This window comes from Chryseobacterium cucumeris, assembly GCF_001593385.1.
Classification (GTDB): domain Bacteria; phylum Bacteroidota; class Bacteroidia; order Flavobacteriales; family Weeksellaceae; genus Chryseobacterium; species Chryseobacterium cucumeris.
The window spans coordinates 823522-848787 of record NZ_LUVZ01000001.1 but is presented as its reverse complement, the minus strand read 5'-3'; the positions used below and the strand labels follow the sequence as shown (position 1 = coordinate 848787).

Sequence of the window (25266 nt, the reverse complement as noted above, 5' to 3'; positions counted from 1 at the left end):
AAATGAAAAAAATACAACTATTAGGTCTGCTGTTTGCGGCAATGACAGCCTACGCACAAAGTTTAACAGAAAATTATGTACAGTCCAAAACATGCCTGAATGGTGATTGTAGCAAGAAGACCGAGACAATTACCTATTTCGATGGATTAGGAAGACCTAAACAGATAATTACTGTAAAAGTAACAACGACAGGAAAAGACCTGGTTACTCCAATTACGTATGACGCATTTGGAAGACAGGCTAAGGATATTCTTCCGGTTCCTGCTAATACTCTCAATTCAGCCATTCATAGTGGAATTGTGAATGAAAGTACAGCGAACGCTTACTATAACGCGACCAATGCCTACACAGAAAAAGAGATTGAAAATTCTCCATTAGACAGGGTGCTGCAACTGGCACAGGCAGGTGATGTATGGAAGATGAGTAGCGGTCATACCCAGAAATACACATATGAAGTAAACTTGGGCACAGAGGTAAAGAAATTTATCACCAATACTACTACAGGTACAATAGGAACGGATAATAAAACAATTTCTTCTGTATCCCTAGCACCTGGAAACATTTTTTATCAGGCCGGGACTTTATACAAGAATACCGTAACTGATGAAGATGGAACTCCGGTTACTCAGTTTCAGAACGGGCGTGGTGAGACGGTGCTGGTCCGTAGAACAGACGGGACACAAAACATTGACACCTATTATGTCTACAATGAATATGGGCAAAAAGCATTTGTAATTCCTGCTCTGGCAGTAAAGAAAATTGAGCAGAATAACAATGTTGTTACTACTGATATTGTGAACAGCCTTTGTTACCAATATCGGTATGACGGATTGGCCAGACAAGTAGAAAAAAGACTGCCGGGAAGGGATGACTGGGAATCTGTTGTGTATGATTCTGCTGACCGTCCTGTACTTACCCAGGATGTAAACCTGAAAAATAAAGGACAATGGTTATTTGTCAAGTATGATGCCTTTGGTCGCGTTGCTTACACAGGGCTTATTGCTGGTGGCGACAGAGCTAGTATGCAAAGCCAGATTGGTACTCAGGTAATCAGCGAAAATCAGACGACCAATGGGTTTGATAAAAATGGAGTCATGGTCTATTATACTAACAATTTTCTAGCCGGCTTTACAACACTGTTAACGGTTAGTTACTATGATTCTTACCCAAGGGACACTAAGGAATTTCCACCTGCGAAAATCCTTGATCAATATGTAGTGAATGAAGACAAGGCTCTGAACGGAGGTGCCAATACCCAAGGTCTGCCCACAGCATCTTATGTAAAGAACATTGAAGATGATAACTGGACGAAAACCTATTTCTATTATAACACCAAAGGTGGAAAGGTAGCGGAGAAAAGCTGGAATCATTTAGGGGGATATACTAAAAAGGAATTTAAGCTTGATTTCTCCGGTGCTGTAGATGAAAGTTATACCTACCACAAAAAAGGAAGCACAGATCCGGAAGTGCTGATCAAAGAAAGATTTGAATACGATAACCAGAAAAGGCTGTTGAAGCACTATCATAAGGTGAACAGTCTAACCGAAGAACTTCTGGTAGAAAATACCTACAATGACCTTGGACAGCTTATTAATAAAAAAACAGGCAATACTACTGGTACACCGTTACAGTCAATAGATCAGACCTACAATATCCGTGGATGGATTACCAAAGTGAATGATCCCGTTAACCTAAACGGGAAGCTCTTTGCCTACGAGCTTAAATACCATAATCCTGTTTATTCAGTGGTTTCTACAGGCAAATACAATGGAAATATTGCAGAAATAGACTGGCAGGCTGCTGATGGTGGGACGTTTAGAAGATATAATTATAAGTATGACGGATTGAACAGGCTCAAAAATGGAATTTATTCTGAACCTAATGCGACGGTTCCACAGAATAATTATTTCAATGAAACCCTGACTTATGATGTAAACGGGAATATCCAGACCCTAAAAAGGAACCGATTGTTATCGAATGTAGGAGTGATAGTAATGGATGATCTGAGCTACAACTACTTAGGAAATAGGCTCAATACAGTAACAGACTCTTCTGGTAACTATGGTGGCTACCCTGATATTTCAGGAAATCCTATTCCTTATGATGGGAATGGGAATATGAGCAGTCATGTTGACAGAGGGATTTTGCAGATAGATTACAATTACCTTAATCTTCCCAATTACGTAAAGTTTGATCAAAATTATGTTCCTCATGATTTAGAGGTTAATACCTATGTCAATACAAGATATCTATATAATGCTGCTGGCGCAAAATTAAGAAAAGTCTATACGTATGGATCGGGCAGAATGAATGTAAAAACGATTGAAACAACAGATTATCTGGATGGGTTTCAATATTTAAATGATGTTTTAAGTTTTGTTCCAACCACAGAAGGATATTATGATTTCGTTCAAAATAAGTATATTTACAACTATACAGATCAGGTTGGAAATGTCAGATTAGCGTATTACAAAGATGCTTCCGGTAACCTGAAAATAGACAGAACTACACATTTTTATCCTTTTGGACTAGAATTTGGAGGAGAGCTGAGTACTGCTGTTTCAATAACACCTAGCTATAGATACTCTACCCACGGAAAGGAGAAACAGCAAGAAACAGCATGGAGTGACTTTGGTGGAAGAATGTATATGTCTGATGCCGGAAGATGGTTTTCACCAGATCCATTAAGTGAGGATTTTGGAAACTGGTCACCTTATAATTATGTTTTCAATAACCCGGTACGCTACGCTGACCCAGACGGAAATGCTCCAATAGATGTAGTTGGTGAAGGAGATGGTTGTTGTGGTAACTTCTTTAAAGGTGTAAAAGAAGGATTTACTGGCAGGATTGACGGGATAAGAAATTTTGTATCAGATCCTTATGGCACAACTAAAAATGCTGTAAATAATTATACATGGAGTGATTATGGTGATAGTGTTGCCAATTCATTGACATTTGGGATCTATGGCACTGCAAAAACCGTTAATAAAGCAGCTCAAGGAGAAACACGCTCAGCGGGCCAAGATGTAGGAGGAACAGCTTTTGATACCGTGGTCGCAGGAGCTACCGCTGGAATTGCAAAAGGATTGAAGGGAAAAGCACCAGCTATTGTAAGTGAAAGTAATGTAGCAACTGAAACTAAACCTTATGCAAAAAGTAGACCTTCATATGGGAAAGACCAAGTAGAGAAAGTATGGGAAAGTAATAAGAAAAAGAATGGAACAGTTGTAGATCCAAATACTGGAGAAGTATTGACTTGGGATAAGTCCGTAAAACCAAGATCGTGGGATATGGGACATAAAAAAGGCCATGAATACAAAAAATTACATAAAGATTATATGGATGGTAAGATTTCAAAAGAAAAGTTTTTAGAGGAATATAGAAACCCGAACAATTATAGACCAGAATCCAGAAATGCAAATAGAAGCAGAAAATATGAACAAAAATAATACTGATAACGTCTTTCAAATGGTTAGATTCAATGAATTAGAAAACCTAAAGAAAATTGTAAATGAAACGAATGTAAATAGATTTGTAAATGAATATAAGCAAAATCTTCTTCATGAAGCAGTTGCTTATGATGCATTAGAAATTTTGAATTATCTTTTATCTTGTAATATCAATATTAACAAACAAGATGATGAGGGTAAAACACCTTTGCACTATAGTGTAGATCATAATAATTATAAGTTTACTAAATTGTTATTAAATGCTAAAGGAATAGAGAAAGATATTAAAGATCAATATGGAAATAATGCAATGTGGGTTGCTGTTTTTAACTCTGATGGAGATTATGATATAGTTAAACTTCTAAAAGAATATGGTATCGAGTCAAACTCTAAAAATAACAGCAACAGATCTCCATTAGATCTTGCAAAGCAATTCGAAGATGAAGAGTTACAAAGAATATTAACTAGTAATTAGCTATTAAAAATGAAAGATAATGGATACCTAGAGTTTCAAGAGGAAATATGTGAAAAATATTCACAAGATAAAGATTTGGTGAATCTTGATTCATTAATTGCGTTAGGGAAAAATTTTAATCCTTCTCTACAGATAAACGGATTAAGACATCCCCGTACAGAAACTTTGAATGGCTGGTATATATGGTCAGGCGAAGACTTTAATCCAGAAGAATTTGATTTTTTTAGTCCATCACACACCTATCACTTATTTGAGAGTGCTTCTTTTGTTGTCAAATATATGGGACTTCCAGCTGGAAACCGATTTTTGATAGATAGTAATGGGTACGAAGATATATGGTTTGATGAAAGTCTATTGGAAGATTAAAAATAGAAAAACATGTGTTTATGAAAAATTATAGCACGGGTTTATTATCCGTGCTATTTTATTAAATAGGTATTTGTAGCTATACTGATTAGGTAGTAAATGCCAGACTACCTGTAGTATAAAATTCAAAATAAATTATGCCGAACAAACCATATTGGATTTTTAAAAAGGATGAACTTGAAAAATCAACAATTTTGGCCCACGAATTAAATATTTCTGAAACTGATTTCAATAATATTCAATCTTGGTTTGACTTACTGCTTTTGAAACACCATGAAGCGTCTAGTGATAGGGATGAACAAGTAAAGACAGAAGCTGAATTAGAAATCCAATTTAGCGAACTTGTTTCTGGAATAAGCGAAAGGAAAAGTTATAAATATATTCTGCCAAAGTTACTGAACTATAACAATGTCTTTAACGATGCTTTTCTAAGATCATTATATGTAGCAAGGATTGGGGCATTGCTTAGAGACAATTTGATACCAAAATTTGTTCAGGATAAGATGATTGTCTATTCACCAGAAGACTTTTTATGTGTCACGGCTTATTTTAGAGATAACTATTTTATTTCCCCTAACAGCAATTTTTTGGAAGATATTCTTAAAATAGAAATCGTTCGCGGTATTATAAAACAAGCCTCTGTTAGTATAAAGTTTGAAACCTTGAAAAATATTTTGCACATAGTATTTCAGAAAGATTTTCACCATGATATTATCTGTTTTAAAAAGATTTTAAAATTAGTTTCAGCAACCGATGCTGAATTAATTGACTATTTAAAGAAATTCAGAGTGGAGAATAACCAAGGTTGCTATAAGATTATTGCTGAAATCTTTAATTTGAATATATCAGAAGATATTTGGAAAGACTTTGAAATTAAAGTCCAGCTGATTAATTTTTTCGATTCAGCTAGAAGTGCTAATCCAACTCCGGCTTGGAATAGGAAACTTAAAGAGGTATCAGCATCTATAGAAGAAGATAAACTTCTACAGACTATACAGACTGTTTTGAGAAATGAGAACTGTAATATCTATCGATTGGACTATGGAGCTGAATGGGGCGATGATGTATCAAAACGATTTTTAAAATCAGCGCGGTGGATAGTCGCTAGTATTAAAGGTGAATGAAGATGATTTTATTGTTTATGTAATTTTCCAGAACATCGTAAATGACTTCATTTCGATTTAAATCCCAGAGAAAGAAATTAACGTTTAGTTTTCGCCATTACCCTAAGAACATTATTTTATAAAAACATGAAGAATCTTGAAGAAAAATTTTGGTTTTGGTTTGTGGACAACCAAAGCCTTTTGCATGATAATATTGAAAATAAAAGCTCTCAGAAGTGGATATTTAGTAGTCTCAATGCACAATTAAGCAATATTGATGACAATCTGACTTTTGAGTTTAGTCCTATTCGGGAAAATGGGGTTAGAGAGTTTTCAATTTCAGCAGATGGTATGAGAGGATCATTTGCGAATGTAAGGAAGCTGATTGCATTGAGCCCCGATTTAAAGAACTGGAAATTTAATGCTTTTAGGCAGCGAGTATCTGGTGATAATTATAGCGTCAATTATGATGGCTATACAATAGGCTATGATGATATTTTCTATAGATATTCTACCTCAAACGGTGAACTTGGAATAGAATTGAATATCAGAAACTATGATGAAACGGGAAAATGCAAAATGCTATTTATATTCTACTAGATGGGCTATTAGGGGAGTATGATGTTACCATGAATATAAATTGGATTGATTGGAAAAAGCTTGATGAGGAGCAAAAAGGCAACTTGAGCAAATTGCTAGAATTGCGAGGACTAGTAGATCGCCAGAAGAAATGAGAAGAAGTATATTGATAATATGATTTAGAAATTGCAGGATAGGGAGTTCCGTAAATAAACGGAATTTTTTATGGGTTTTTCACGGTGTATGATTTGGTGCATAATATTTATTTTTGCTCAACTAAAAATTCTTGGAAAATTTTATACTTGAAAAATAGATTTACTGGAGTTGCTAGTTAGTTTTTCATAACAGAAAAATGGATGTGACTTACCAAATGACTTTTACTTTAGTCATTTGGTTTTTATTATTGCCGTATGCATTACGAAAACCTCTCTATTGTTGCCAAATCGGATGGGGAGTTGGTTAATTAGTGTTTGAAGTAGTACAAGGTGCTCAAGGAATGACAAAAATGGAGGCTCGGGTTTTGGAGCAGACCTGAATTAATCAACATGGTATGGTAAAGAATGGAGGAGCGCTCCTAAATAAAGTAAACTCAATTTCATCAAAGAATTGAGCAGAACTTGGAATTAAATAATTAAAATTATGGCAAAACGAGTAATAACGAAAATCGGGGATATATTCTCTATCATATTAGACAACGGCAACAAAAAGTATTTTCAATATATTGCCAACGATCTAACTCAACTTAATAGCGATGTAATTCGTTCGTTCAAAAGAGAATATTCAAAAGAAGAGCGAGCAGATTTCAAGGAGCTACTTTCGGGAGAAATTGATTTCCATGCCCATACTCCGATCAATATAGGTGTAAAACAAAATCTTTATATACAGGATGGGAAACATGAGGTTTATCCTGATATTAAAAATATTATTTTCAGAGGAACCAATGATTCTGGTCACGGTCCAGGAAAACCTCAAGTTTTCATTTCTGAAAATTGGCACATTTGGAGAATTGGAGATGAGAAATTTACACTTGCTGGAAAATTAGAAGGTGAAAATCGCAAGGCAGAAATAGGCTCAGTAATACCTCCCTTCATGATTGTAGAAAGAGTGAAAACAGGAAAATTCAATTTTGTTTATCCCGATTTTGAATAAGCTAGTTTAAAAATAAACAAACTTTAAAAAACACCGAACCAATAAAACATAATTTAATAAATTATGAAAATTCCTTTATACATATTGGTCTTATTTATTTTGACAACATGCACTATAAATGGACAAATTAAGAATAATACCTTACAAAAACTAGTTGAATATAAACTCATTGAAAATAAACAAATCGGAGATTTTGAAGATTTATTAAAACGGAATCAAAATAAATCAAATAGCGCTTACTTACACTCACTTTATCAAACCGAATTTAAAAAAATTACTGGACATTACTATTCAGAATTAGGAATGCAAATAAATTTTGGAAAAGAGAAACCACAACCATTATTACAGGCAAAAATTAATGAAGAATTGTATTTGTATCTTTCCAAACTCAGGAATTGCGATTTAGTAACGATTAAACAGTTTAAAGATCAGTCAAGAAAGATCGAAAATAATGATTATGTATATATTCTTCAACTGTTACAAGACCTAGCAAATCAAAGTGCATATGAAGAATGGTTAAGCCCTGATAAACTTATAAAGTATGGAGAAAAACTTCTGATAAATAATGTTATTTCTGAGAGATCATTCGACCACCTTAAACGTGACATAAATGCGGAGAGAATAACATCTCATTATCAACTTATCGACTATTGTAACAATGCAGTATTCTTCGATCTGGCAAAGTATTCCAACGACCCTTCAATTTATCTTGAACAATTACATAAGGAAGTCTCAAATCTTTTACCTGAATTATGTTTTACAGACTTTAAATATAAAATAGAAGTTGACTCGGCTGAGTCATTTCAGGATTATACGGCATATAAAGCTGTTATATCATTAAAAGTCCGTGATAAAACATATACACAAAAAAGTTTTATATCACCAGAGAATATCGGTAAATCTGGAGATTTTTTAGGGAAAATTGATGATCAGGAATTCTACAAAATATTTAATAAAATTCTTGCAGATAATCAATCACCATTGAGACTTCACGAAATACAGCCACCGTATCAATATGGACAAAAAAAATATCAATATTTTGGAATAATTACTCTATCTAAAAATCAAGTTCCAATGTTCCGAAAATCAGATAGCTATATCCAGGTAAGCTATGAGAAATTCGAAAATAGTTTAACCTCGGCCCAGATTGATACTGCAATAAAAGAGTATCAGCAAATTGGTTTATTTGATCATTTAACAACATCACAAATTGAAAAAGCCAAAGAACAAGTCTCTGAACAGGAAAATGGTAATCTAAATCAAGTACTCGCTGCTTTTCCGGGTATTATTTATATCTATGATACTGAATTAGGAAACCTTAAAGATCCTTATGCTGAACTAATAAGAGAGTATAAAAGAATCTCCCATAATCAATTCAATGCAACAGAGATTTCAGATGATTTTGATACACAAAATAAAAAGAAAGTCTTGGTAAAATTTAGAATTGCAAATAAGTCTTATAATAAAACACTTAAAATTGAAGGAGACTGGATTGACACTGATTTTTTTGATTTTGTAAGATCGGTCGTTACAGAAGAAGAATTGAACGGACAATTTTATGAACTTTATACGGGAGGGCAAGAAGCTAGTGTGATATATTTGACTAAGGCTCAATATGATTACTTAAGATCAAGAAAAAAAATAGGATTTGCTGACAAAGAATAGAATGAAGAAAATTGAAGCTACAACTTTATTGATGGTAATCTTATACTTAATTATAATTTTATAAATATGAACGGACCAATAATATTCAGTATAACTTTTTAAATGAAGTTGGAAATCATGACAGGATTATGGATCAAATCATTAGAATAATAAAGAACTAACAGTTAAAGGAATAGCAGCTACACAAAAAATAATAATCTAAATAAAAATTCTTTTTAAAATTATGATGAAAATCAATTTAATTTTTGTTCTTATAGGTTCAGTATTGTTTGGGCAAAATAAATGGAAAGACTCCATCGTCTATGGCAGATATCCAGATGGGCAGCAGGCTTATACCGGTGGTAATATCAATCTTTATAAAGATGTCATGAAATAATAGTAAAAAAGAAACTCAACCAATGCGAAAATAAAAAGGAAATTTATATTGCAACGGTTGTCGTTTATCCCGATAAAACGATAAAGTTGTTAAAAAAGCAAAACATTGAAAGCGCTCGCAAAAATAAATGTGCATTTGAACTGACCCAAACCATTTTAGAAGATTTACAAGGTTGGATTCCAGCCGAAATCAATGGGAAAAAAGTTCCAGCATTCCAAACGATAGTAATGTTTCCTGATAGTTTATTTGAAAACTATAAAGAAGGTTATGACCCAATGGATTACTCTGATCGGATCGCGGAATTTCCTGGCGGGAATAAGGTTTTTAAAGAGCAATTTAGTCAAAAAGTAAGTATTAATGGTTTCAAATTTGATCGGTTCGGTAGGATATATCTAAAATTTAAAGTGGATAAAAATGGGAAGGCATTCGATTTTATGGTGAAGCCAACATCAGGGAATATCAGATTTGATAAAATGGTCATTAATGCCGCCAAAAGCATTAAGGGAACTTGGAGACCAGCTACAATCCATGGAGTTAATGTAGAAAGTTACCTGGAAATTCCATTAACAATTAATGAACATTAAAAACGGCTGTATAAAACTGGTGCCTGGTATTCAATATGAAACAATTACAATTTTAGAACTCAAGAGAGTTCCGTTTTAATATGCTGTAGTTGCCTTTCAAATAAAAATTAACAAATTAAAGCAACACTAATGTTTTACTTTATCTTTTTTCTTAATCTAGTGAGTTTCCTTCGAGTGTAAGTATTTTATAATTTTAATATGCTAAATAATCATTTTCATTTTGACAGATACATTAATCTAGTTTCACAGGCAGTATATGGAGTATCACTGGCGCGCACTTGCACAGATACTGTTTTACAAGGCGGCTGTTGTGTCGGGATCTTTTAGAAAACTTTAGGGAGAGGTTAGTGACAGGGAACAATACGAATTGCTGGTGAAAAATCTTGAGAATGAAGACATAGCAACGCTGAATAAATAGACCGTTATTGGGAAATATAGTATGAAGAATATTTTATTTAAAACAAGTAAGAATATATTATAGACTGGATTGATGGATCAACAGTTCTGAACCCGTCAATTTAAATGGTAATTTTGAATTGCGTTATCAGAAAATGAAATCTCTGTTCAGTGTATTATATAGCTTGTGACTCTTTTGATCAGATGAAGAAACCAATACCAAGACAAGTTATAGGTTTTTAAGAATTCAAGGAAGTCAACCTGTGCATTTTTGGAATTTGTTCAGAGTTACCTTTAAAACCTACATTATTAATAAAGTGGAGTGAAATAGTATCTTATTGCTGATTACTAAACTTATTTTTATATTTGTAATATTAAAACTAAAATGCTCTTTAAATCTTTTGTTAGATTTTGTAGATTAAAATATTTATGGAATTGTGGCAAATTCGTGGCTATCATAAAATGGGTATTTTTAATAACTCTCATTTTCAATGACTTAAGTAAAATGGTTCGAATCCCTCACTCTCCGCTTAGGGAGACGTTTATTTTTAAACGTCTCCTTTTTTTATATCCTAAATGGCTTGATTTCCGGTCGGCAAAGGGAGGGACTTCTTATTCATATTGGTAGTTAAACTACATTCAAAAAGCTGGTACAACTTTTAAAAAGGGTTTTCACATTCTTGATAAAACCAAAGTTCTTTCTTTGCTATTGGATTTATCTAAATTGGATCTTCTAAAAATAAATTCTAAAACTGAATTTATGTATAAATATTTCAATTTTAAATGAAATAATTAACGATGCTCAAGTTGGCATAAATACTTTATTAACAGGTGTTTAACATAATAAAATGTTTCTATTTTCATTGACTTAAATCCATATATTTGATTTGTAATTTTAAAAATTATCACAATCATGAAAAAACTATTATTTATTGCTATGATTGGTATAGCAGGTTTTGTAAGTGCAAAAGGAAACGTGGAGAAAGTAAATTCTAAAACAAAAGAAGTTAGGGTTGCTAAAAGCACTAAAAAATCTAAGAAAAAACTTCAAATGCAATGTGGAACATTTCAGGCAAGCTGTACATCTGCTTATACTTGTCAGGATTGGAGTGCTGATCAATGGATAGAGTGGGCAGAAAAAATTCAGGATAATTATTGTCAACTATAATTTATCAGTCACAAGTTAGTCATTTCTTTGAGCTCAATAGGAAAGAAGTGTTGACTATTAATCAAAATAATCGTTCAAATAATAAACCTTGTTTGAACGGTTATTATTTTCACAAAAAACAGCAATGAATTTCACAAAGAAACAAACCTTAACAATTTTATTTTTGTTTTTTTTCTCTTTTTTGTTTTCTCAAACAGCTACTGGTGATTCATTAAGAGGAGAATTTACCTATTTACTTCAATATAAACCTAATACTCTAAATCTAGATAACGTTTACAAAGAACTTTTTACCATGCAAATAAGTGATAAACGTGCTTTTTTTATTAGTGAAAACAGGTTGAAATTTGACTCTCTTTTCATGGAGCAGTATAATAAAAATAGGAGTAATTTTAATATTGATATGAGAGGGTTGCCTTCATCAAAATTTAAGTTTTTAATTATCCAAACAACTGATAATTCTGAATTTTATGAGTCAGTTGGAACTGCTCTACTATCTTATAATACCCCTATAATTCGTGACTGGAAATTGATTGATGAAACCAAAGTAATTAATTCTTTTCATTGTAAAAAAGCAGAGGTTCATTATAAAGGAAGAGATTGGACAGCTTGGTATTCAATGGAAATTCCTTTTCCTTATGGACCATACAAATTTAGTGGTCTTCCAGGCTTAATTGTTAAAATAACAGATAAGACAGGGGATTATGATTTTGAACTTGTAAAATCGGTATCAAGTGCTAAGTTGAAGGGAAGAATAATAACAATAAATAAAAGACATTATCAAAATGCTAAGTTAGTCACAAAAAAAGAGTTAATTCAAGCAACAACAAATTACAGAGACAATATTAAATATGAATTAGAAAAAATGGGAACTGTATTTTCAGAGGGGCAAAGCAGACAAAAAATAAGTGAAACAGAGAAAAAAGGTTATAACCCTATTGAATTAGAGTAATGAAAATTTATTTTCTTAACACTTTTTTTAACCAGGAAAGCATTGTACATAAATTCAAGTATATTTTAAGCATTTAAAAGCTGCTAAAAAAGTGTCTGGAACTTAATTGTTGAGGGAATTACTTTGTCTAACAAGTCGTAGAAGGTTGATGTTTATTTCTGAATTAATAAAGAGTTTTTATCAGTAATTTACACTTTTCATGTAAGACAACCATCAATTCATTTTTTCTTCTAATTCCCGCTTCAAAGTAGAAATCCGCTCATCTTTATCATGATGATGCCAGCCCGGAGCATTGAATATATACCCCAGTTTCGCTTTCCATGTCGGTGCATTCCGGACATCCTTTATCATATTTCCAAACTCATCAAAGACGATATGAAAAACATTATAAGTATGAATATTATGATAGATTCCGTAATCCGTCGTTTTCTTTTCTTCCGCTTTGTACGTGCCGAAAAGATGATCCCAAATCATCAAAATGCCTCCATAGTTATTATCTAAATCCTCAATTTTTCGGGAATGATGCACCCGATGGTTGGATGGAGAATTGAATACTTTATCGAACCACCCTAATTTTCCAATAGCATTGGTATGCGGCCAAAATTGAAAAATCAGGTTAAACTGATGCATCATAGCCATCATAATAGGATGAAAACCAATAATGATAAAAGGGATATACCAAATGTCCCGATATATAATTTCAAACCATCCCTGACGCAGTGCAATAGCAAGACTTAAATGAGTAGCCGAGTGATGATTGACATGACCTGTCCAGAATAATCTGATTTTATGACTCAACCGATGATGCCAGTAAAAGCCAAAATCCTGAACAATCATAACCAATAACCAAAGCCACCAGTGATCTGTATGCCATTGTAAAGTGAAGAATTTATTGAAATCTTTGATCCCGAAAATATCAGTAAGCCTAAAATGATTGTAAATCCAAAAAAAGTAGGATAATGATATAGCTTTCATCCCAAAGTCTAACATTACTGCCCCTATCCCCAATCCGATACTCGATACATTATCTTTGATGAGTTTTTTGGTGAATACTTTTTGAGGAATCTGATACAAAAATATTTCCCCTACTATCAACAAGATAAACACAGGAATAAAATAAGTAACAGGATCAGTAAAGTCCAATGGACAGAATAGAGCAATATTATGAAAAAACCGGTTATCTTTTCTTTTCATAAGTCTTGATTTTATCGGATAATTCTGTTCTTTTTTTCAAGACCAACCACTCCCAGCACCAACATCAATTGGGCTAAAACATAAGTAATCATCACAACAAGTTCTTTCCCAATACTGCGCTGTACGAATATATTAATGGCCAATACGGAATCTGATATTACAAACAAAACAGCTCCCAGGATTAATAATAAAGAATAAGTTCTGATACTAAAATACAGCATCGTAGCAATGGTAATTCCGTAAATTAACACGGGTATCTTCATTTCGTTTAAATAAGGATATATATAGTAAATAAATGAACCTAAATAAAGCAAAACAAAGGGAAGCCAACTCCATGCATTTTTCTTTTCAATCTTAAAAAAATAAGCTATGTAACAAATATGAGCCAACAAAAAGCTTCCCAAACCGGGCATAAATCCCCATCCAAATAACAAAAACACATCACCCAAAAAGCTTAAAATTAATCCAGATAAAAACCATTGGTTGATCCGACATACGTTTTGCTTAGAATAAGTAAAATAAAACCAGATAATAACAGGTAACAACAGTGGCTTGGTAAAAAACCGCCAGGAACTATGATCCATAGCAATAAATACTAAATCAAATGCAAAAACAATGGAAAGAAGGACTAATAACAATTTGATATTGAAAGATTTTATCATGGTATTATTTTATTGCAATTCTTTAATTATCTTTTTACTTGTTACAACATGGATATATCTCAGGTTTGTACCAAGTTATTCTATATGTGATACTTAGCTAAGATTGTTAAATTACAAATAAAATGAAGATAAAATACCTTTGATATATAAAAATACAATGCATCACACTTTAGTTTATTTTATATTTTAGAAATCGACTATTATTAGAAGTATTATTTAAGTTTATGCAGTTTAATTACATCTTTTCCAAAGTAATTTTCGAATTTTTTGGAAAATTCTTTATACTTGAACTTTAGGATTGTATGATAACTATCAAAAGCAATGATCTCAAGAAAGGATTCAGAAATTAAAAATTATTGCTAGATTTCCAGTCAGCTATATCTCCGGGTAGCTTGGTCTGGATTTTGTATTCTGGTTTGAAAATAACTAATAACCAGAACATGTAATAAGTTAGAGTTTATTATTATGAATTTGTTATGATAATCAATGAAAATTTTTTACTGGAGTTCAATGTAGAATATGGTAGCTTTTTTTCTAAAGAAGCCATATACAATAAAGATGGCGCCCGTCTTTATTTTTTCCAAATTAAGAACAGTAGAGTTGGATTAATGGTTTATCAGAAGGGTAATATTGGGTACAATAGCCTTGCAATAGGAAAGCTGAGGAAATCCAACGTCACATTCAATAATAAGACAACAGATCATAACTCATATTAAAAAACGAAATTATCTCAATCTAAAACGTTATCAATATGCTTTGGACTGTATGTATTTTGTGTATGACTATCTTAGGACTGATGTTTGTGTTGAAAAAATTTAATCAGCCTTATCTTATTGCTTATATTATTGCCGGGGTGTTATTAGGTCCTTATGTACTAAAGCTATTTAACAAACCGGAAGAAATAGAAACGATTGGCGAAATAGGAATATTACTGCTGATGTTTTTTATCGGAGTGGAAATTAATATTCCCAATAAAAAGAGCCTTATCATTAAGCCCTTATTGGCTCAGGGGATGAAAATACTCTTAAGTTTTATATTTGCGTATTTTGTGGGTAAGTTACTCCATCTGAATCTTGAAAGTGTGCTCCTCATCGCCATTCTGTTTATGTTCAATAGTACTGCAGTTGTAGTTGAGTTTCTGAAGAAGCATGGAACCCTGCATACTGCCTTTGGAATTATTATCCTAAATATTTTGTTATTACAGGATCTTCTTCTGGCTCCGGTGCTCACTGTGTTGAAATTCTGGAATAGCAAAGATTTCAGTATATGGAATATGATGCTTCCCATTGCCATATGTCTCGGCATTTTTTTGATATTCCGGAAAATCAGACATCTGAAGGAAATTAAATTCTCAAGTACATTCCTTGAAAATGACCATGAGCTGCAGGTATTTTCCGGCTTACTGATCTGTCTCGGCTTTGGTCTTATAGCAGAAACGGTCGGAATGAGTGCGGCACTGGGAAGTTTTATTGCGGGGGTCTTAGTCGGAAAAATTCAGGCATTTCGATGGCTGGAACATTCTCTTCTTCCATTTAAGGTTTTCTTTGTGGCACTGTTCTTTGTATCCATTGGTTTACGGCTGGACATCAATTATCTGTTATCAAATTATAAGCTTATCACGATAGGAACTTTAATTGTACTGATAAGCAACAGTATTATGTCGGCTCTCTTTTTCAGAATGCTGAATTTTAAATGGCAGGATAGTTTTTATGGAGGTGCTTTACTTTCTCAAACAGGTGAATTTGGAATACTGGCTATTTCGATTGCTTACAAAACCGGTATGGTAGAGTACGATCTCTATAAAGCCGGGCTGGGTATTACCTGCTTATCCCTTTTATTGTCCACAATATGGATCAGTTGCGGTACATTTTTCAGGTTTCGTAAAAAAAATTGTATTTAGAATAAAGAATAAAAAAACATACGGATGGCGAATGTTCTCAGTACCATGATTTTGTGTCAGTGGTGCTGAAAAAATGACAGAAAATCGGAAAAAATTTCACACTTAATCAAATGGTATTTTTTTTGTAATTTTTGATGTACAGCTGGCCAGCTGACGTGTTTTTAATGATTGTTAAACTTAATTAAAAATGATTACAATGAATAATCTAATAAGAAGAAACGGAAACAGCAACCTGGGCTTTTCAAATGTCTTTGACGATTTTTTTGGTCGTGAACTTTTTAACTGGGGCAATAACAATTACTCATCTACCAGTACAACCGTACCATCGGTAAATATAAAGGAGAATGGAGATGCTTACGAAGTTCAGGTTGCAGCTCCAGGTATGAATAAAAATGATTTTCAGATCAGGCTGGATGGTAACCTGCTTACCATTTCATCAACGAAGGAAGATCGTAAAGAGTCAAAAGATGACAATTTCACACGAAGAGAGTTCAGTTACCAATCCTTCCAGAGAAGTTTTGAGCTTCCAAAAGATGTGGTGGATCAGGATAATATTAATGCAAAATATGAAAATGGCCTTTTAATGTTAACCATCCCGAAAAAAGAAGATGCGAAGCAGAAACCTCCAAGAATGATTGAAATATCATAGAAAAATTATAAAAAAATTGGCTACTAAAAAGTAGCCAATTTTTTTATAATTTTTAAGAGGGCAGATTAACTTAAATCTTTGAATCGAATGATTCACGGTCTTTAATTGTAGCATATACTGTGACTGCCAGAAAATCTATTCTATCCAAAAATGCCCTGCAGAATACGTTTGGGCTTTCCCTGCCACAATTACTCTTTCATTTTTATTTTCACAATAGAGCTGACCACCTCTTTCAGAGATCTGGCGGGCAAAAAGCTTATCCTTCCCTAATCTTGATGACCAGAAGGGAATCAGTGAACAGTGTGCAGAGCCTGTAACAGGATCTTCAAGAATAGAGGACTGCGGGGTAAAGTATCTTGATACAAAATCACTGTCAGTGCCTGCTGCTGTCACGATAACACCGCCCGGGTCCAGGTTGATAAGGTCAAAAACGGATCTTTCAATGTTGATATTTTTTACATCTTCTTCAGAATCGTATACCAGAACATAATCTCTTGCTTTGAAAACTTCCTTAGGCTGTATATTAAGTGATCTGGATATGATTTCCGGAAGAGTAGAGGCTTCGGGCATTCTGGAAGGAAAATCCATATAATAAACTCCATCTTTTACATCTACTGTCAGGTCACCACTTTTTGTTTCAAAAATGATTCTATCATGCTGATAATTGAGGATGGAAACAAGACAATGAGCGGTAGCTAGGGTAGCATGTCCACATAAATCCATCTCTATTTCAGGGGTAAACCATCTCAGATGAACACGATCTCCATTGTCAATAAAGAAAGCGGTTTCTGCTACTGCATTTTCACGGGCTATTTTTAAAAGGATTTCATCGGGTAACCAGGTTTTTAATGGAACAACACATGCCGGATTTCCATGGAAAACAGATTCTGTAAAAGCATCTATCTGATATAATTCTAACTTCATAGGTTGTAAAAATTTTGTAAACTATAAAGATAATCCATTTTCATCAGGAAGTTCTCCGATATTCCTGAAAAAATTATTTCAGATTCTATTTTTATACAAATAAATAATGAGTTTTTATGGTCCTGTTTTGTAATAATTTTTCCACATCCGGGTGGCAATTTTCTTACAGATGTTTTTCAGGAAAAGCTTTCGGAAAATTTAGTTTTGTACTAAATAAAAACGGGAAACAGTGAAAAAATATAATCATAATTTTCTTCATTCAAGTCTTTCGGGAATACCCATGGCTGAAGTCTTCAATCTTTTGAAAAGACTCTGAATCTGCAATTGTTTTCCTAAGATTTCTTCACTTCATTAATAACTCATAATCAAATAATAATGTTTAAAAACTTTACTACATTATCAGTAGCAGTGGCTTTGCTCTCTTACGGTATTGTGTCTGCTCAAAGTGTCGGAATCAATACAGCTCAACCAGGTTCAACACTGGACGTGAACGGATCATTAGCTGCAAAATACATCACTGTTACTTCCGCAGCGTATACACTGACTTCTGCGGATTTTCATATCTCGTATAACGGAACGGGCAATGCTGTTTTTACCTTACCGACAGCAATATCCGGTGCAGGTAATTTCAAAGGACGTATGTATACGATCAGAAATAATACCGCTTTTACCATTACAATAAATCCTTCAGCTTCAGAAACAATTAATGGTAATGCAAGTATGGCAATAGGTCCTAACCAGAGCCTTCAGCTGATCAGTACAGGTCTTACGGGAGCTGCTTCTACATGGGATATTTCAGGAAGTGCAAATGTAACGGCAAGCAACGGGCTTACAGCCATAGGGCAGGATGTGAGGCTTGGCGGTACACTTTTACAGAATACAGCGATTGATTATTTAGATAAAGCCTTGTATTTCAGGAGCAATGTAGATGGTGCAGGACTTACATCCATCAGCAACACGAATTCCGGGACTAATGCTTCCGCTCTTCTAAGGCTCACTAATGATGTAGGAAGTTCTATGGATATGTTCCTGAACTCTTCCACGAAAACAATAGAAGGTGGAGCTAATGCAGGAGTCATAAACAATATAGGAGGAGCGCTGACGATCGCGGGAAATAATAATGTTGCCCAGTTGAAACTCAGCCAGGCCAATGGAGGCGATTATCTTTTTAATGGGGACAGAAAGCTTAACTTCAATGGAAACGGTGATATTACAGCTTTTGGGGCTGCCGGTAATTCTGTGAATGCTTTCAATGGTCTTCTTACCTTAAAGGGAAACAGCAATAATCCTGCATTTGCCCAGGTAACGCTTGGTACTACAGGTCTTAGATACTATTATGGTAACAGCGTTAACAGTATGCTTGATATTGATGGTAATGGAGATATCAATATGAACAGACCCGAAGTTAGCGGTATTGGAGGAAATAAAGTGGCGGCCACCAAAGGACACCTTGATTTAAGCGGATACAACACACTGAATGGGTCTGTAACCCAGATTTATCTTGGGGCGGAAGGTTTCAAATATAGTTATAACGGAAGCACAAAAGTGACGATTGACGGTAACGGGTTGGTGAGTGCTGCAGGTGGTTTTGTCAATACTTCGGATATGCGTTTAAAAACTCAGGTTAAAGAAATAGGATATGGTCTTAGTACCATTATGGCATTGCAGCCGAAACAATACGAGCTGTCTGCCAATAATCAGATTAAAGAAGGTAAACCAGCTGTGAATCCGGCACAGAAGACTCAGCATAAAATAGGATTTCTGGCACAGGATCTTTATAAACTAATTCCTGAAGCCGTCTTTAAACCAAAAGATGATACCAGAGAGGCCTGGGCTGTTGACTATGCTTCACTTGTTCCTGCCCTTACAAAAGCTATTCAGGATCAGCAGGCTGAAATAGAAGAGCAGAAAACTAAGATCAAAAAGATGGAAACAGAAATGGAAGCCATCAAAAAGAAACTGGGATTGTAATAAACAGGTACAATATTTTGGACTTAAAGTTATTGCATTTCCGATTCTAAGAACACACACAGTAAAAAGAAAATACCTTATCCTTTTGGAAAACTATTTTAATAAAGCATTCCCTCGGCTTTTATTAAAATATTCCGCGATTTAGGGTTTGAAATTCCCAAATTTTTTATTTTCCCATACGTCGCAAAAGCCTGCAGATAGCGGGCTTTTGTATTAATGAATCTGGTTTTACTAATAATCTTATTTCAGGTTTTTCTTAAAAAAACATCCAGCTTATCGAAAGGAACAATGTCTGTTTTGTCGTAAAGATCTATGTACAGCGTCAGGAATGATTATTAACTCTTTCGTATTCTCACTAATTTTCCCGGTATAGGATAGATCAAAAGGCCAGTATAATAAGTCCACTTTCTGCCATGTGATTGGTATAGGGATCGGATAATTGCTCATTCACTGTCCCGAAAGGTTCGCTTATGGGAGATTATTTTTGATGGTTGTCATTGTTCTTCATTACTGTAATTCATTATATTAGCTTTTTAAAGTATATAATTTGCACTAAGGATATATAACTCTAAGGTGCAGCCATGTATTTTCACAGAAAAACATTAACCACAAAGAATTTAACCATGAAGCAGACTGTTCTTACAGCATTCTTTCTCTTGTTTGTATTAGGTGTAAAAGCACAAAAACAATCTATACCCCCTGATACAATTTCTGTTTATTTCGATGAGCTGAAGACAGCTTCGAAAAAGAATATCGGACTTTGGAACAAAGATTTATATGGTCCTATGATTTTAATCGATCCGAAAACCAGAGAGTTTTTTGCCAGCGAGCCAGATTCGGAGGGAATACTGAAACATAATGGTACTCTCTATTCTGGAGTTTTACCTGCCACAGTCAATATTGCAAATACCGCTATCAATTGGGGTGGAAAAAGATGGGCAATGATCATGCTCCCGCTTTCTCAAAATAAAGAAAACAGGATTAATCTTTTGGCTCATGAGTCTTTTCACCGCATTCAGCCTTCATTGGGGTTTAGTCTTAACAATGCAGAAAATAACCATCTGGATCAGAAAGAGGGCAGAATTTACCTTCGTCTCGAATTGGAAGCGCTAAAGCAGGCAGTCCGCTCAAATTCAGAAAAAGAAATAAAGCGGCATCTCACCAATGCATTGATCTTTAGGAAATACAGGAATACACTTTACAAAGGTTCAGAAACTACAGAAAACCTGCTGGAACTGAATGAGGGAATTGCTGAGTTTACAGGGCTCATTGTGAGTGGCAGAAATAAAGATCAGACAAGATCATATTTTTTAAATGGCATAGAAGGTTTTATGAAAAATCCCACATTTGTACGTTCATTTGCTTATTACACCACACCTGTTTATGGGTATCTGCTGTATCATAAAGATCCGGACTGGAACAAAAAAATTGATTCAAAAACAGACCTGACCGGTTATTTCATTAAAGCATTCGATATACGGATTCAGACTGACCTGCAAAAAGCAGTTGAAAAGCTATCTGACAATTATACTGGTACATCAATTATAAAGCAGGAAACCGATAGAGAAGAACAAACAAAAAAGCGTATTGCCGAATACAAACTGAAATTTATTCAGCAGCCTCACTTTGAAATCAAATTTGAAAAAATGAATGTTTCCTTTGATCCGAGAAATATTATGCCTGTAGAAGATCTAGGGACAGTATATCCCAATATCCGGATTACTGATTTGTGGGGTATTCTTACGGTTGAAACCGGAGCATTGATGAGCCCCAACTGGGATAAAATTTCAATATCAAATCCAGTGAAAACTGAAAATAAAAAAGTATCAGGAGATGGGTGGATTCTTGAACTGACAGACGGCTATACCATAGCTAAAGATGAAGACAATGGAAATTATAAATTGATTAAGAACTGATATCCATAAAAAAGCATCACTATTTAGGTGATGCTTCTTATTTTGTAATGAAATTAATGATACCATTTCTTTTTCAAGAATAAACTGGCTTTTACCAAGAGTATTAACACAGGAACCTCTACCAAAGGACCAATCACCCCTACAAATGCCTGCGGCGAATGAATGCCAAAGACCGAGATGGCCACAGCAATAGCCAGTTCAAAATTATTTCCGGTGGAGGTAAAGGCTATAGATGCATTTTTATCATAAGGGATTTTTAATGTTTTATTGATGATAAAACTTACAAAAAACATCAGGACAAAATAGATCACCAATGGGATTGCTACCTTAATGACATCCATTGGTAACTCCAGTATTTTAGACCCTTTTAAGCTAAACATCAGTACGATGGTAAATAATAAAGCATACAATGTTACAGGAGATATTTTAGGAACAAATTTCCTGTTGTACCAGTCTGCACCTTTTGATTGAATCAGAAAGTATCGGGTGAGAAAACCTGCCAGAAAAGGAATTCCCAGGTAGATGAGCACACTTTCTGTAATGTCTTTCATAGAAACATTCACATTAAAACTTGCCAGACCAAGTTGAGTAGGAAGTACATTGATAAACAGCCAAACCAGAAAACTGTAAGTGAACACCTGAAAGATGCTGTTTAAAGCCACCAATAATGCTGCATATTCTCTGTTGCCTTTGGCAAGATCATTCCAGACAATAACCATAGCGATACATCTGGCCAGCCCAATGAGTATTAAGCCTGACATATAATCCGGTTCATGCCTTAAAAAAAGGATCGCAAGACCAAACATCAAAACCGGGCCAATAATCCAGTTTAGCAATAAAGAAATGCTGATTACTTTTTTATCTTTAAAAACCAATGGCAGAAGAGTATAGTCAACCTTGGCCAATGGCGGATACATCATCAAAATGAGTCCGATGGCCAGAGGAATATTGGTGGTTCCTAAAGACTGAGAATTGATGAAACCAGGAATAGCAGGGAAAAAATGTCCCAAAGCAATCCCTATCCCCATAGCCATAAAGATCCATAGGGTAAGATAACGGTCAAGAAATTTTAATCTGGGCTGCATGATTATCTTTTTATTTTAGAAAAAACATAAAACATTTCTGCTGCAATTTGTAAGCTTCTTTCAGCATATACAGCTGTTTGTTCCGGGGTGTGATCTGAAACCTTAGGATCTTCAAACGTGATCGGAATTCTCTTTTCCGCACCGGGAATAAAAGGACATCCGCCATCTGCCTGCGAGCAGGTCATAATCGCTGCAAAACCGGATACAGGATTGAACGGGCTATCATATTTTTTAGAAAAGCCAATGATCGGAAGGCTGTTATCATCATATTTTACAGCATATACAGGATTGGTAGTATCGGCAATGCTGAAAACTGAAAAACCTTGTTCTGCTAAAACTTCTGCGATCTTAGGAAACAATGCCGTTGTTTCTGTTCCTCCGGAATAGCAACGGACTTCCGGAATTGTAAAGAAAGAAGCCGCTGCCTGTGCCCATATCTGTGCCAGATGGCTTCGTCTTGAATTGTGAGTGCAGATAAAATTCAGGTTGATTTCCTGTTTATCATCCACTTTTTGCTGGATAAAGCTGATCAATGGTTCAAGAACCTCTTTTCTATCGCTATCTGTATTTTCCCATTTCAGAGATTGAATCGTATTTAATAATTCCTTATACATAAGATTTTAATAAAATTAATTAGCAGCATCCTGATCCCGGAGTACAGGCTGATGTTGGGTTTACAGATAGTTCAGACAGGTTTTTCTTTTGTTTTTCGGAAGGAATTCCGCAGGCTTCCTGAGCAAGGCAGGCTGTTGTTTTGTTTTTCAGGATGAAGTTTTTCCCGTTAAATTCAAGGTCATATTTTCCAATGGTTTCTCCCTGATATTCAACTTCAATTTCGCTATCTTCTATCCCGAGTCTTTCTTCAGAAAGCTGAATGATATGAAGCAGTTTTCCAGGTTTTAAACGATGCTCATAATCGTTGGCATCCCAGAGCTGGAAGTTGACCACTTTTTCATTTCTGATTACGCCGCCGCAATCGATGAAGTTTTTAATAATCTGTCCCACTTCCGTTACATGGAAATGTTCAGGAACAAAATGTCCGTTTTCCAATTGAAATTCTACATTTTCCAGGGTAGAAAGAATTTCTTTAATTTCTGATAATCTCATAGTAGATTAAAATTTAGTGTTATAATTTTCTAGTGTTATATTGCAATATTACGATGTTTTTGTTCAAAAAAATGCCTTAACAGCATTGTTTTATACTAACATCCTGATTAAAAAACAGGTTGAATTCATTTTGAAACTGTTTCCAGTTGCTTTCATTAATGCAGTAGCATACAGATTTTCCTTCAATGGAACCTTTGATAATTCCAATATTCTTCAGCTCTTTTAAATGTTGGGAAATGGTAGCCTGAGCCAATCCAAGTTCTTCAACAAGATCATTACAGATACATGCTTTTTGATTAATGATATACTGTAAAATAGCGATTCTTGCCGGATGTCCCAAAACTTTAAGCAGAGAAGCCAGCTTATTTTGCTCGTCAGTATAAATTTCTGTTTTAGTAACTCCCATTGTTGTAATTTTATATTGCAATATTACGATGATAAATTAATATAACCATGAAAAAACTTATTAATTTCAGATAAATAAAATTAAATTATTGAATTTCAGCATATTAAAATTGTTTTGTTATGAATGATACAGTTGTAAATCAAAAAAGATGAAGCTTGTTTCCGCTTCATCTTTTGATTTGTTGTTACGGTAAACTAATCTTTTTACCTTGTTCCGGGAAGATATAATTTACTTTTAGAGGATTGTTTTTCAGTAGCTCTTTTTTGATAAGTTCTGGATTATCACCTGTCGGTTTTCTGTGCGTAACTACTATATTAAGGCCTTCAAGGCTGCTTTGTCCTGTCTTTTCTTTGAGTTTGCTCAATTCCTCAATCAGCAGATTCGGAGTAAGGTGCCCGAACAGCAGATGTTCTGGCTGACTGTTGGGGAAAGAAACTTCAATTAATATCGTGTTGAGCTGTCTTTTTTTAACAAGTGGAGCTGTCCTATTCCAAAGTTGATCCAGACGGTCAGATTTTTCTATACGGTCTGCACCGGTATCTCCAAGATAAAGCAGATAATGATTTTCTCTTCTTACCAATGCGGCACTGCTTTTATATGGATTTACGTGGCTCAGTTCATAGCCTGTTATAAAAAAAGGTGTTTTAGGCGCTGGAATCTCAGTTCCTTCCTGGAGTTCATTATAATGGTATTTTCCAAGGATTGGTTTTTGTCCCTGATCTGCAAAATTGATCCAGGTATCTGTAATAAAGTAATGATTCTGTAAAATCTGAATCACAGGAGCTATGGCGAAAATATCTTTCTTGGAATCAGCCGGAGAATTGATGATAAGCCCTGACAAATGATCGAGATGACCGTGGGATACAAAATACCCTTTGATCTGATCTTTTAAAACCGTTTCTGCTGATCCTTCAAGACTTTTCAGTTCAATCGCTTTTCGTATTCCGGCATTTACGATACCGGCATCCAGGCAGAGAAATGCATTGTCTTTTGGAGCGCCTACCAGATAGGCTGATAAATTGTCTTCCTGCTCACCACCATATATTCCTAAGGGAATTACATCAAAATTTTGTGCCTGGCAAACAATATTCAGAAGAACCAATAAAGAAAGTGCTGTTTTTTTCATAATACGTATAATAGAAAACCATCTTTTTCGGGATGGACAGAGCAAATTTACGCTATTTTTTGACGAC

Annotated in this window: 23 protein-coding genes; 15 read left to right on the top strand and 8 right to left on the bottom strand. The window is 34.5% G+C overall.

Annotated features, from left to right (window positions below; all coding sequences use genetic code 11):
• The first annotated feature begins 2 nt into the window (after positions 1-2).
• The 11 genes from A1704_RS24795 (at position 3) to A1704_RS03750 (ending at position 12259) form a co-directional block, all read left to right on the top strand.
• Positions 3-3449: a DUF6443 domain-containing protein gene (locus A1704_RS24795; RefSeq protein ID WP_082798696.1), complete on the top strand. Its 3447-nt coding sequence runs from the start codon at positions 3-5 to the stop codon at positions 3447-3449.
• Positions 3415-3924: an ankyrin repeat domain-containing protein gene (locus tag A1704_RS03790; RefSeq protein ID WP_062670585.1), complete on the top strand. Its 510-nt coding sequence runs from the start codon at positions 3415-3417 to the stop codon at positions 3922-3924. The genes A1704_RS24795 and A1704_RS03790 overlap by 35 nt, the downstream gene beginning before the upstream one ends.
• A gap of 9 nt (positions 3925-3933) precedes the next feature.
• Positions 3934-4290, top strand: coding sequence for an immunity protein Imm33 domain-containing protein (locus tag A1704_RS03785; protein ID WP_062670582.1), 357 nt, complete (start codon positions 3934-3936; stop codon positions 4288-4290).
• A gap of 137 nt (positions 4291-4427) precedes the next feature.
• Positions 4428-5414, top strand: a complete 987-nt coding sequence (locus A1704_RS03780; protein WP_062670580.1) for a hypothetical protein — start codon at positions 4428-4430, stop codon at positions 5412-5414.
• 126 nt (positions 5415-5540) lie between these two features.
• The gene (locus tag A1704_RS03775; protein WP_062670578.1) at positions 5541-5993 is read left to right on the top strand and encodes a hypothetical protein; all 453 of its coding nucleotides are present in this window, start codon (positions 5541-5543) and stop codon (positions 5991-5993) included.
• Positions 5994-6611: 618 nt separating this feature from the next.
• The gene (locus A1704_RS03770; protein WP_062670577.1) at positions 6612-7121 is read left to right on the top strand and encodes a hypothetical protein; all 510 of its coding nucleotides are present in this window, start codon (positions 6612-6614) and stop codon (positions 7119-7121) included.
• A gap of 63 nt (positions 7122-7184) precedes the next feature.
• A complete protein-coding gene (locus tag A1704_RS03765) occupies positions 7185-8786 on the top strand; it encodes a hypothetical protein (RefSeq protein WP_062670575.1) in 1602 nt (533 codons plus the stop codon).
• A gap of 223 nt (positions 8787-9009) precedes the next feature.
• On the top strand, positions 9010-9162 hold the full coding sequence (locus A1704_RS24350) for a hypothetical protein (protein WP_157885745.1): 153 nt from the start codon (positions 9010-9012) through the stop codon (positions 9160-9162).
• A gap of 86 nt (positions 9163-9248) precedes the next feature.
• Positions 9249-9746: an energy transducer TonB gene (locus tag A1704_RS03760; protein ID WP_062670573.1), complete on the top strand. Its 498-nt coding sequence runs from the start codon at positions 9249-9251 to the stop codon at positions 9744-9746.
• 1309 nt (positions 9747-11055) lie between these two features.
• On the top strand, positions 11056-11310 hold the full coding sequence (locus A1704_RS03755) for a hypothetical protein (protein ID WP_062670571.1): 255 nt from the start codon (positions 11056-11058) through the stop codon (positions 11308-11310).
• Between the two features lie 124 nt (positions 11311-11434).
• Positions 11435-12259 carry a GLPGLI family protein gene (locus A1704_RS03750; protein WP_062670568.1) on the top strand — a complete coding sequence of 275 codons (825 nt, stop codon included), beginning with the start codon at positions 11435-11437 and terminating at the stop codon, positions 12257-12259.
• A gap of 213 nt (positions 12260-12472) precedes the next feature.
• Here the strand turns inward: A1704_RS03750 and A1704_RS03745 are convergent, their stop codons facing one another.
• Both A1704_RS03745 and A1704_RS03740 read right to left on the bottom strand, forming a co-directional pair.
• Positions 12473-13453: a sterol desaturase family protein gene (locus A1704_RS03745; protein WP_062670565.1), complete on the bottom strand. Its 981-nt coding sequence runs from the start codon at positions 13451-13453 to the stop codon at positions 12473-12475.
• Positions 13454-13464: 11 nt separating this feature from the next.
• Complete coding sequence (locus tag A1704_RS03740) at positions 13465-14037, bottom strand: lysoplasmalogenase (RefSeq protein WP_228432278.1); 573 nt, start codon at positions 14035-14037, stop codon at positions 13465-13467.
• An 829-nt stretch (positions 14038-14866) separates the two neighbouring features.
• Between A1704_RS03740 and A1704_RS03730 the strand changes: the two genes are divergently transcribed.
• Together A1704_RS03730 and A1704_RS03725 are read left to right on the top strand one after the other, a co-directional pair.
• On the top strand, positions 14867-16015 hold the full coding sequence (locus tag A1704_RS03730) for a cation:proton antiporter (protein ID WP_238590573.1): 1149 nt from the start codon (positions 14867-14869) through the stop codon (positions 16013-16015).
• Between the two features lie 196 nt (positions 16016-16211).
• A complete protein-coding gene (locus A1704_RS03725; RefSeq protein ID WP_062671580.1) occupies positions 16212-16664 on the top strand; it encodes an Hsp20/alpha crystallin family protein in 453 nt (150 codons plus the stop codon).
• A 135-nt stretch (positions 16665-16799) separates the two neighbouring features.
• Here A1704_RS03725 and A1704_RS03720 read toward each other — a convergent pair whose 3' ends face one another.
• Entirely contained in the window at positions 16800-17588 is a 789-nt protein-coding gene (locus tag A1704_RS03720) for a PhzF family phenazine biosynthesis protein (protein WP_062670557.1), read from the bottom strand.
• 375 nt (positions 17589-17963) lie between these two features.
• Here A1704_RS03720 and A1704_RS03715 point away from each other — a divergent pair, with 375 nt between their 5' ends.
• Both A1704_RS03715 and A1704_RS03710 read left to right on the top strand, forming a co-directional pair.
• A complete protein-coding gene (locus tag A1704_RS03715) occupies positions 17964-19559 on the top strand; it encodes a tail fiber domain-containing protein (RefSeq protein ID WP_062670555.1) in 1596 nt (531 codons plus the stop codon).
• Positions 19560-20182: 623 nt separating this feature from the next.
• Positions 20183-21475, top strand: a complete 1293-nt coding sequence (locus A1704_RS03710; RefSeq protein ID WP_062671578.1) for a hypothetical protein — start codon at positions 20183-20185, stop codon at positions 21473-21475.
• 53 nt (positions 21476-21528) lie between these two features.
• On the opposite strand, the gene arsB is transcribed toward A1704_RS03710, so the two are convergent.
• From arsB to A1704_RS03685, 5 genes are all read right to left on the bottom strand, one after another.
• A complete protein-coding gene (gene arsB / locus A1704_RS03705; RefSeq protein WP_062670553.1) occupies positions 21529-22560 on the bottom strand; it encodes an ACR3 family arsenite efflux transporter in 1032 nt (343 codons plus the stop codon).
• A gap of 2 nt (positions 22561-22562) precedes the next feature.
• Complete coding sequence (locus A1704_RS03700) at positions 22563-23174, bottom strand: arsenate-mycothiol transferase ArsC (RefSeq protein ID WP_062670551.1); 612 nt, start codon at positions 23172-23174, stop codon at positions 22563-22565.
• Positions 23175-23193: 19 nt separating this feature from the next.
• Positions 23194-23667 carry a DUF6428 family protein gene (locus A1704_RS03695; RefSeq protein WP_062670549.1) on the bottom strand — a complete coding sequence of 158 codons (474 nt, stop codon included), beginning with the start codon at positions 23665-23667 and terminating at the stop codon, positions 23194-23196.
• Positions 23668-23743: 76 nt separating this feature from the next.
• A complete protein-coding gene (locus A1704_RS03690; protein WP_062670547.1) occupies positions 23744-24073 on the bottom strand; it encodes an ArsR/SmtB family transcription factor in 330 nt (109 codons plus the stop codon).
• Positions 24074-24257: 184 nt separating this feature from the next.
• Positions 24258-25199 (bottom strand): 3',5'-cyclic-nucleotide phosphodiesterase, encoded by a 942-nt coding sequence (locus A1704_RS03685; RefSeq protein ID WP_062670545.1) that lies wholly within the window; start codon positions 25197-25199, stop codon positions 24258-24260.
• Positions 25200-25266 lie beyond the last annotated feature (67 nt).

Coding starts and splice junctions, on each gene's coding strand:
- A1704_RS24795 (WP_082798696.1), top strand. CDS start 3: ATGAAAAAAATACAACTATTAGGTCTGCTGTTTGCGGCAATGACAGCC.
- A1704_RS03790 (WP_062670585.1), top strand. CDS start 3,415: ATGCAAATAGAAGCAGAAAATATGAACAAAAATAATACTGATAACGTC.
- A1704_RS03785 (WP_062670582.1), top strand. CDS start 3,934: ATGAAAGATAATGGATACCTAGAGTTTCAAGAGGAAATATGTGAAAAA.
- A1704_RS03780 (WP_062670580.1), top strand. CDS start 4,428: ATGCCGAACAAACCATATTGGATTTTTAAAAAGGATGAACTTGAAAAA.
- A1704_RS03775 (WP_062670578.1), top strand. CDS start 5,541: ATGAAGAATCTTGAAGAAAAATTTTGGTTTTGGTTTGTGGACAACCAA.
- A1704_RS03770 (WP_062670577.1), top strand. CDS start 6,612: ATGGCAAAACGAGTAATAACGAAAATCGGGGATATATTCTCTATCATA.
- A1704_RS03765 (WP_062670575.1), top strand. CDS start 7,185: ATGAAAATTCCTTTATACATATTGGTCTTATTTATTTTGACAACATGC.
- A1704_RS24350 (WP_157885745.1), top strand. CDS start 9,010: ATGATGAAAATCAATTTAATTTTTGTTCTTATAGGTTCAGTATTGTTT.
- A1704_RS03755 (WP_062670571.1), top strand. CDS start 11,056: ATGAAAAAACTATTATTTATTGCTATGATTGGTATAGCAGGTTTTGTA.
- A1704_RS03750 (WP_062670568.1), top strand. CDS start 11,435: ATGAATTTCACAAAGAAACAAACCTTAACAATTTTATTTTTGTTTTTT.
- A1704_RS03745 (WP_062670565.1), bottom strand. CDS start 13,453: ATGAAAAGAAAAGATAACCGGTTTTTTCATAATATTGCTCTATTCTGT.
- A1704_RS03740 (WP_228432278.1), bottom strand. CDS start 14,037: ATGGATCATAGTTCCTGGCGGTTTTTTACCAAGCCACTGTTGTTACCT.
- A1704_RS03730 (WP_238590573.1), top strand. CDS start 14,867: ATGCTTTGGACTGTATGTATTTTGTGTATGACTATCTTAGGACTGATG.
- A1704_RS03725 (WP_062671580.1), top strand. CDS start 16,212: ATGAATAATCTAATAAGAAGAAACGGAAACAGCAACCTGGGCTTTTCA.
- A1704_RS03720 (WP_062670557.1), bottom strand. CDS start 17,588: ATGAAGTTAGAATTATATCAGATAGATGCTTTTACAGAATCTGTTTTC.
- A1704_RS03715 (WP_062670555.1), top strand. CDS start 17,964: ATGTTTAAAAACTTTACTACATTATCAGTAGCAGTGGCTTTGCTCTCT.
- A1704_RS03710 (WP_062671578.1), top strand. CDS start 20,183: ATGAAGCAGACTGTTCTTACAGCATTCTTTCTCTTGTTTGTATTAGGT.
- arsB (WP_062670553.1), bottom strand. CDS start 22,560: ATGCAGCCCAGATTAAAATTTCTTGACCGTTATCTTACCCTATGGATC.
- A1704_RS03700 (WP_062670551.1), bottom strand. CDS start 23,174: ATGTATAAGGAATTATTAAATACGATTCAATCTCTGAAATGGGAAAAT.
- A1704_RS03695 (WP_062670549.1), bottom strand. CDS start 23,667: ATGAGATTATCAGAAATTAAAGAAATTCTTTCTACCCTGGAAAATGTA.
- A1704_RS03690 (WP_062670547.1), bottom strand. CDS start 24,073: ATGGGAGTTACTAAAACAGAAATTTATACTGACGAGCAAAATAAGCTG.
- A1704_RS03685 (WP_062670545.1), bottom strand. CDS start 25,199: ATGAAAAAAACAGCACTTTCTTTATTGGTTCTTCTGAATATTGTTTGC.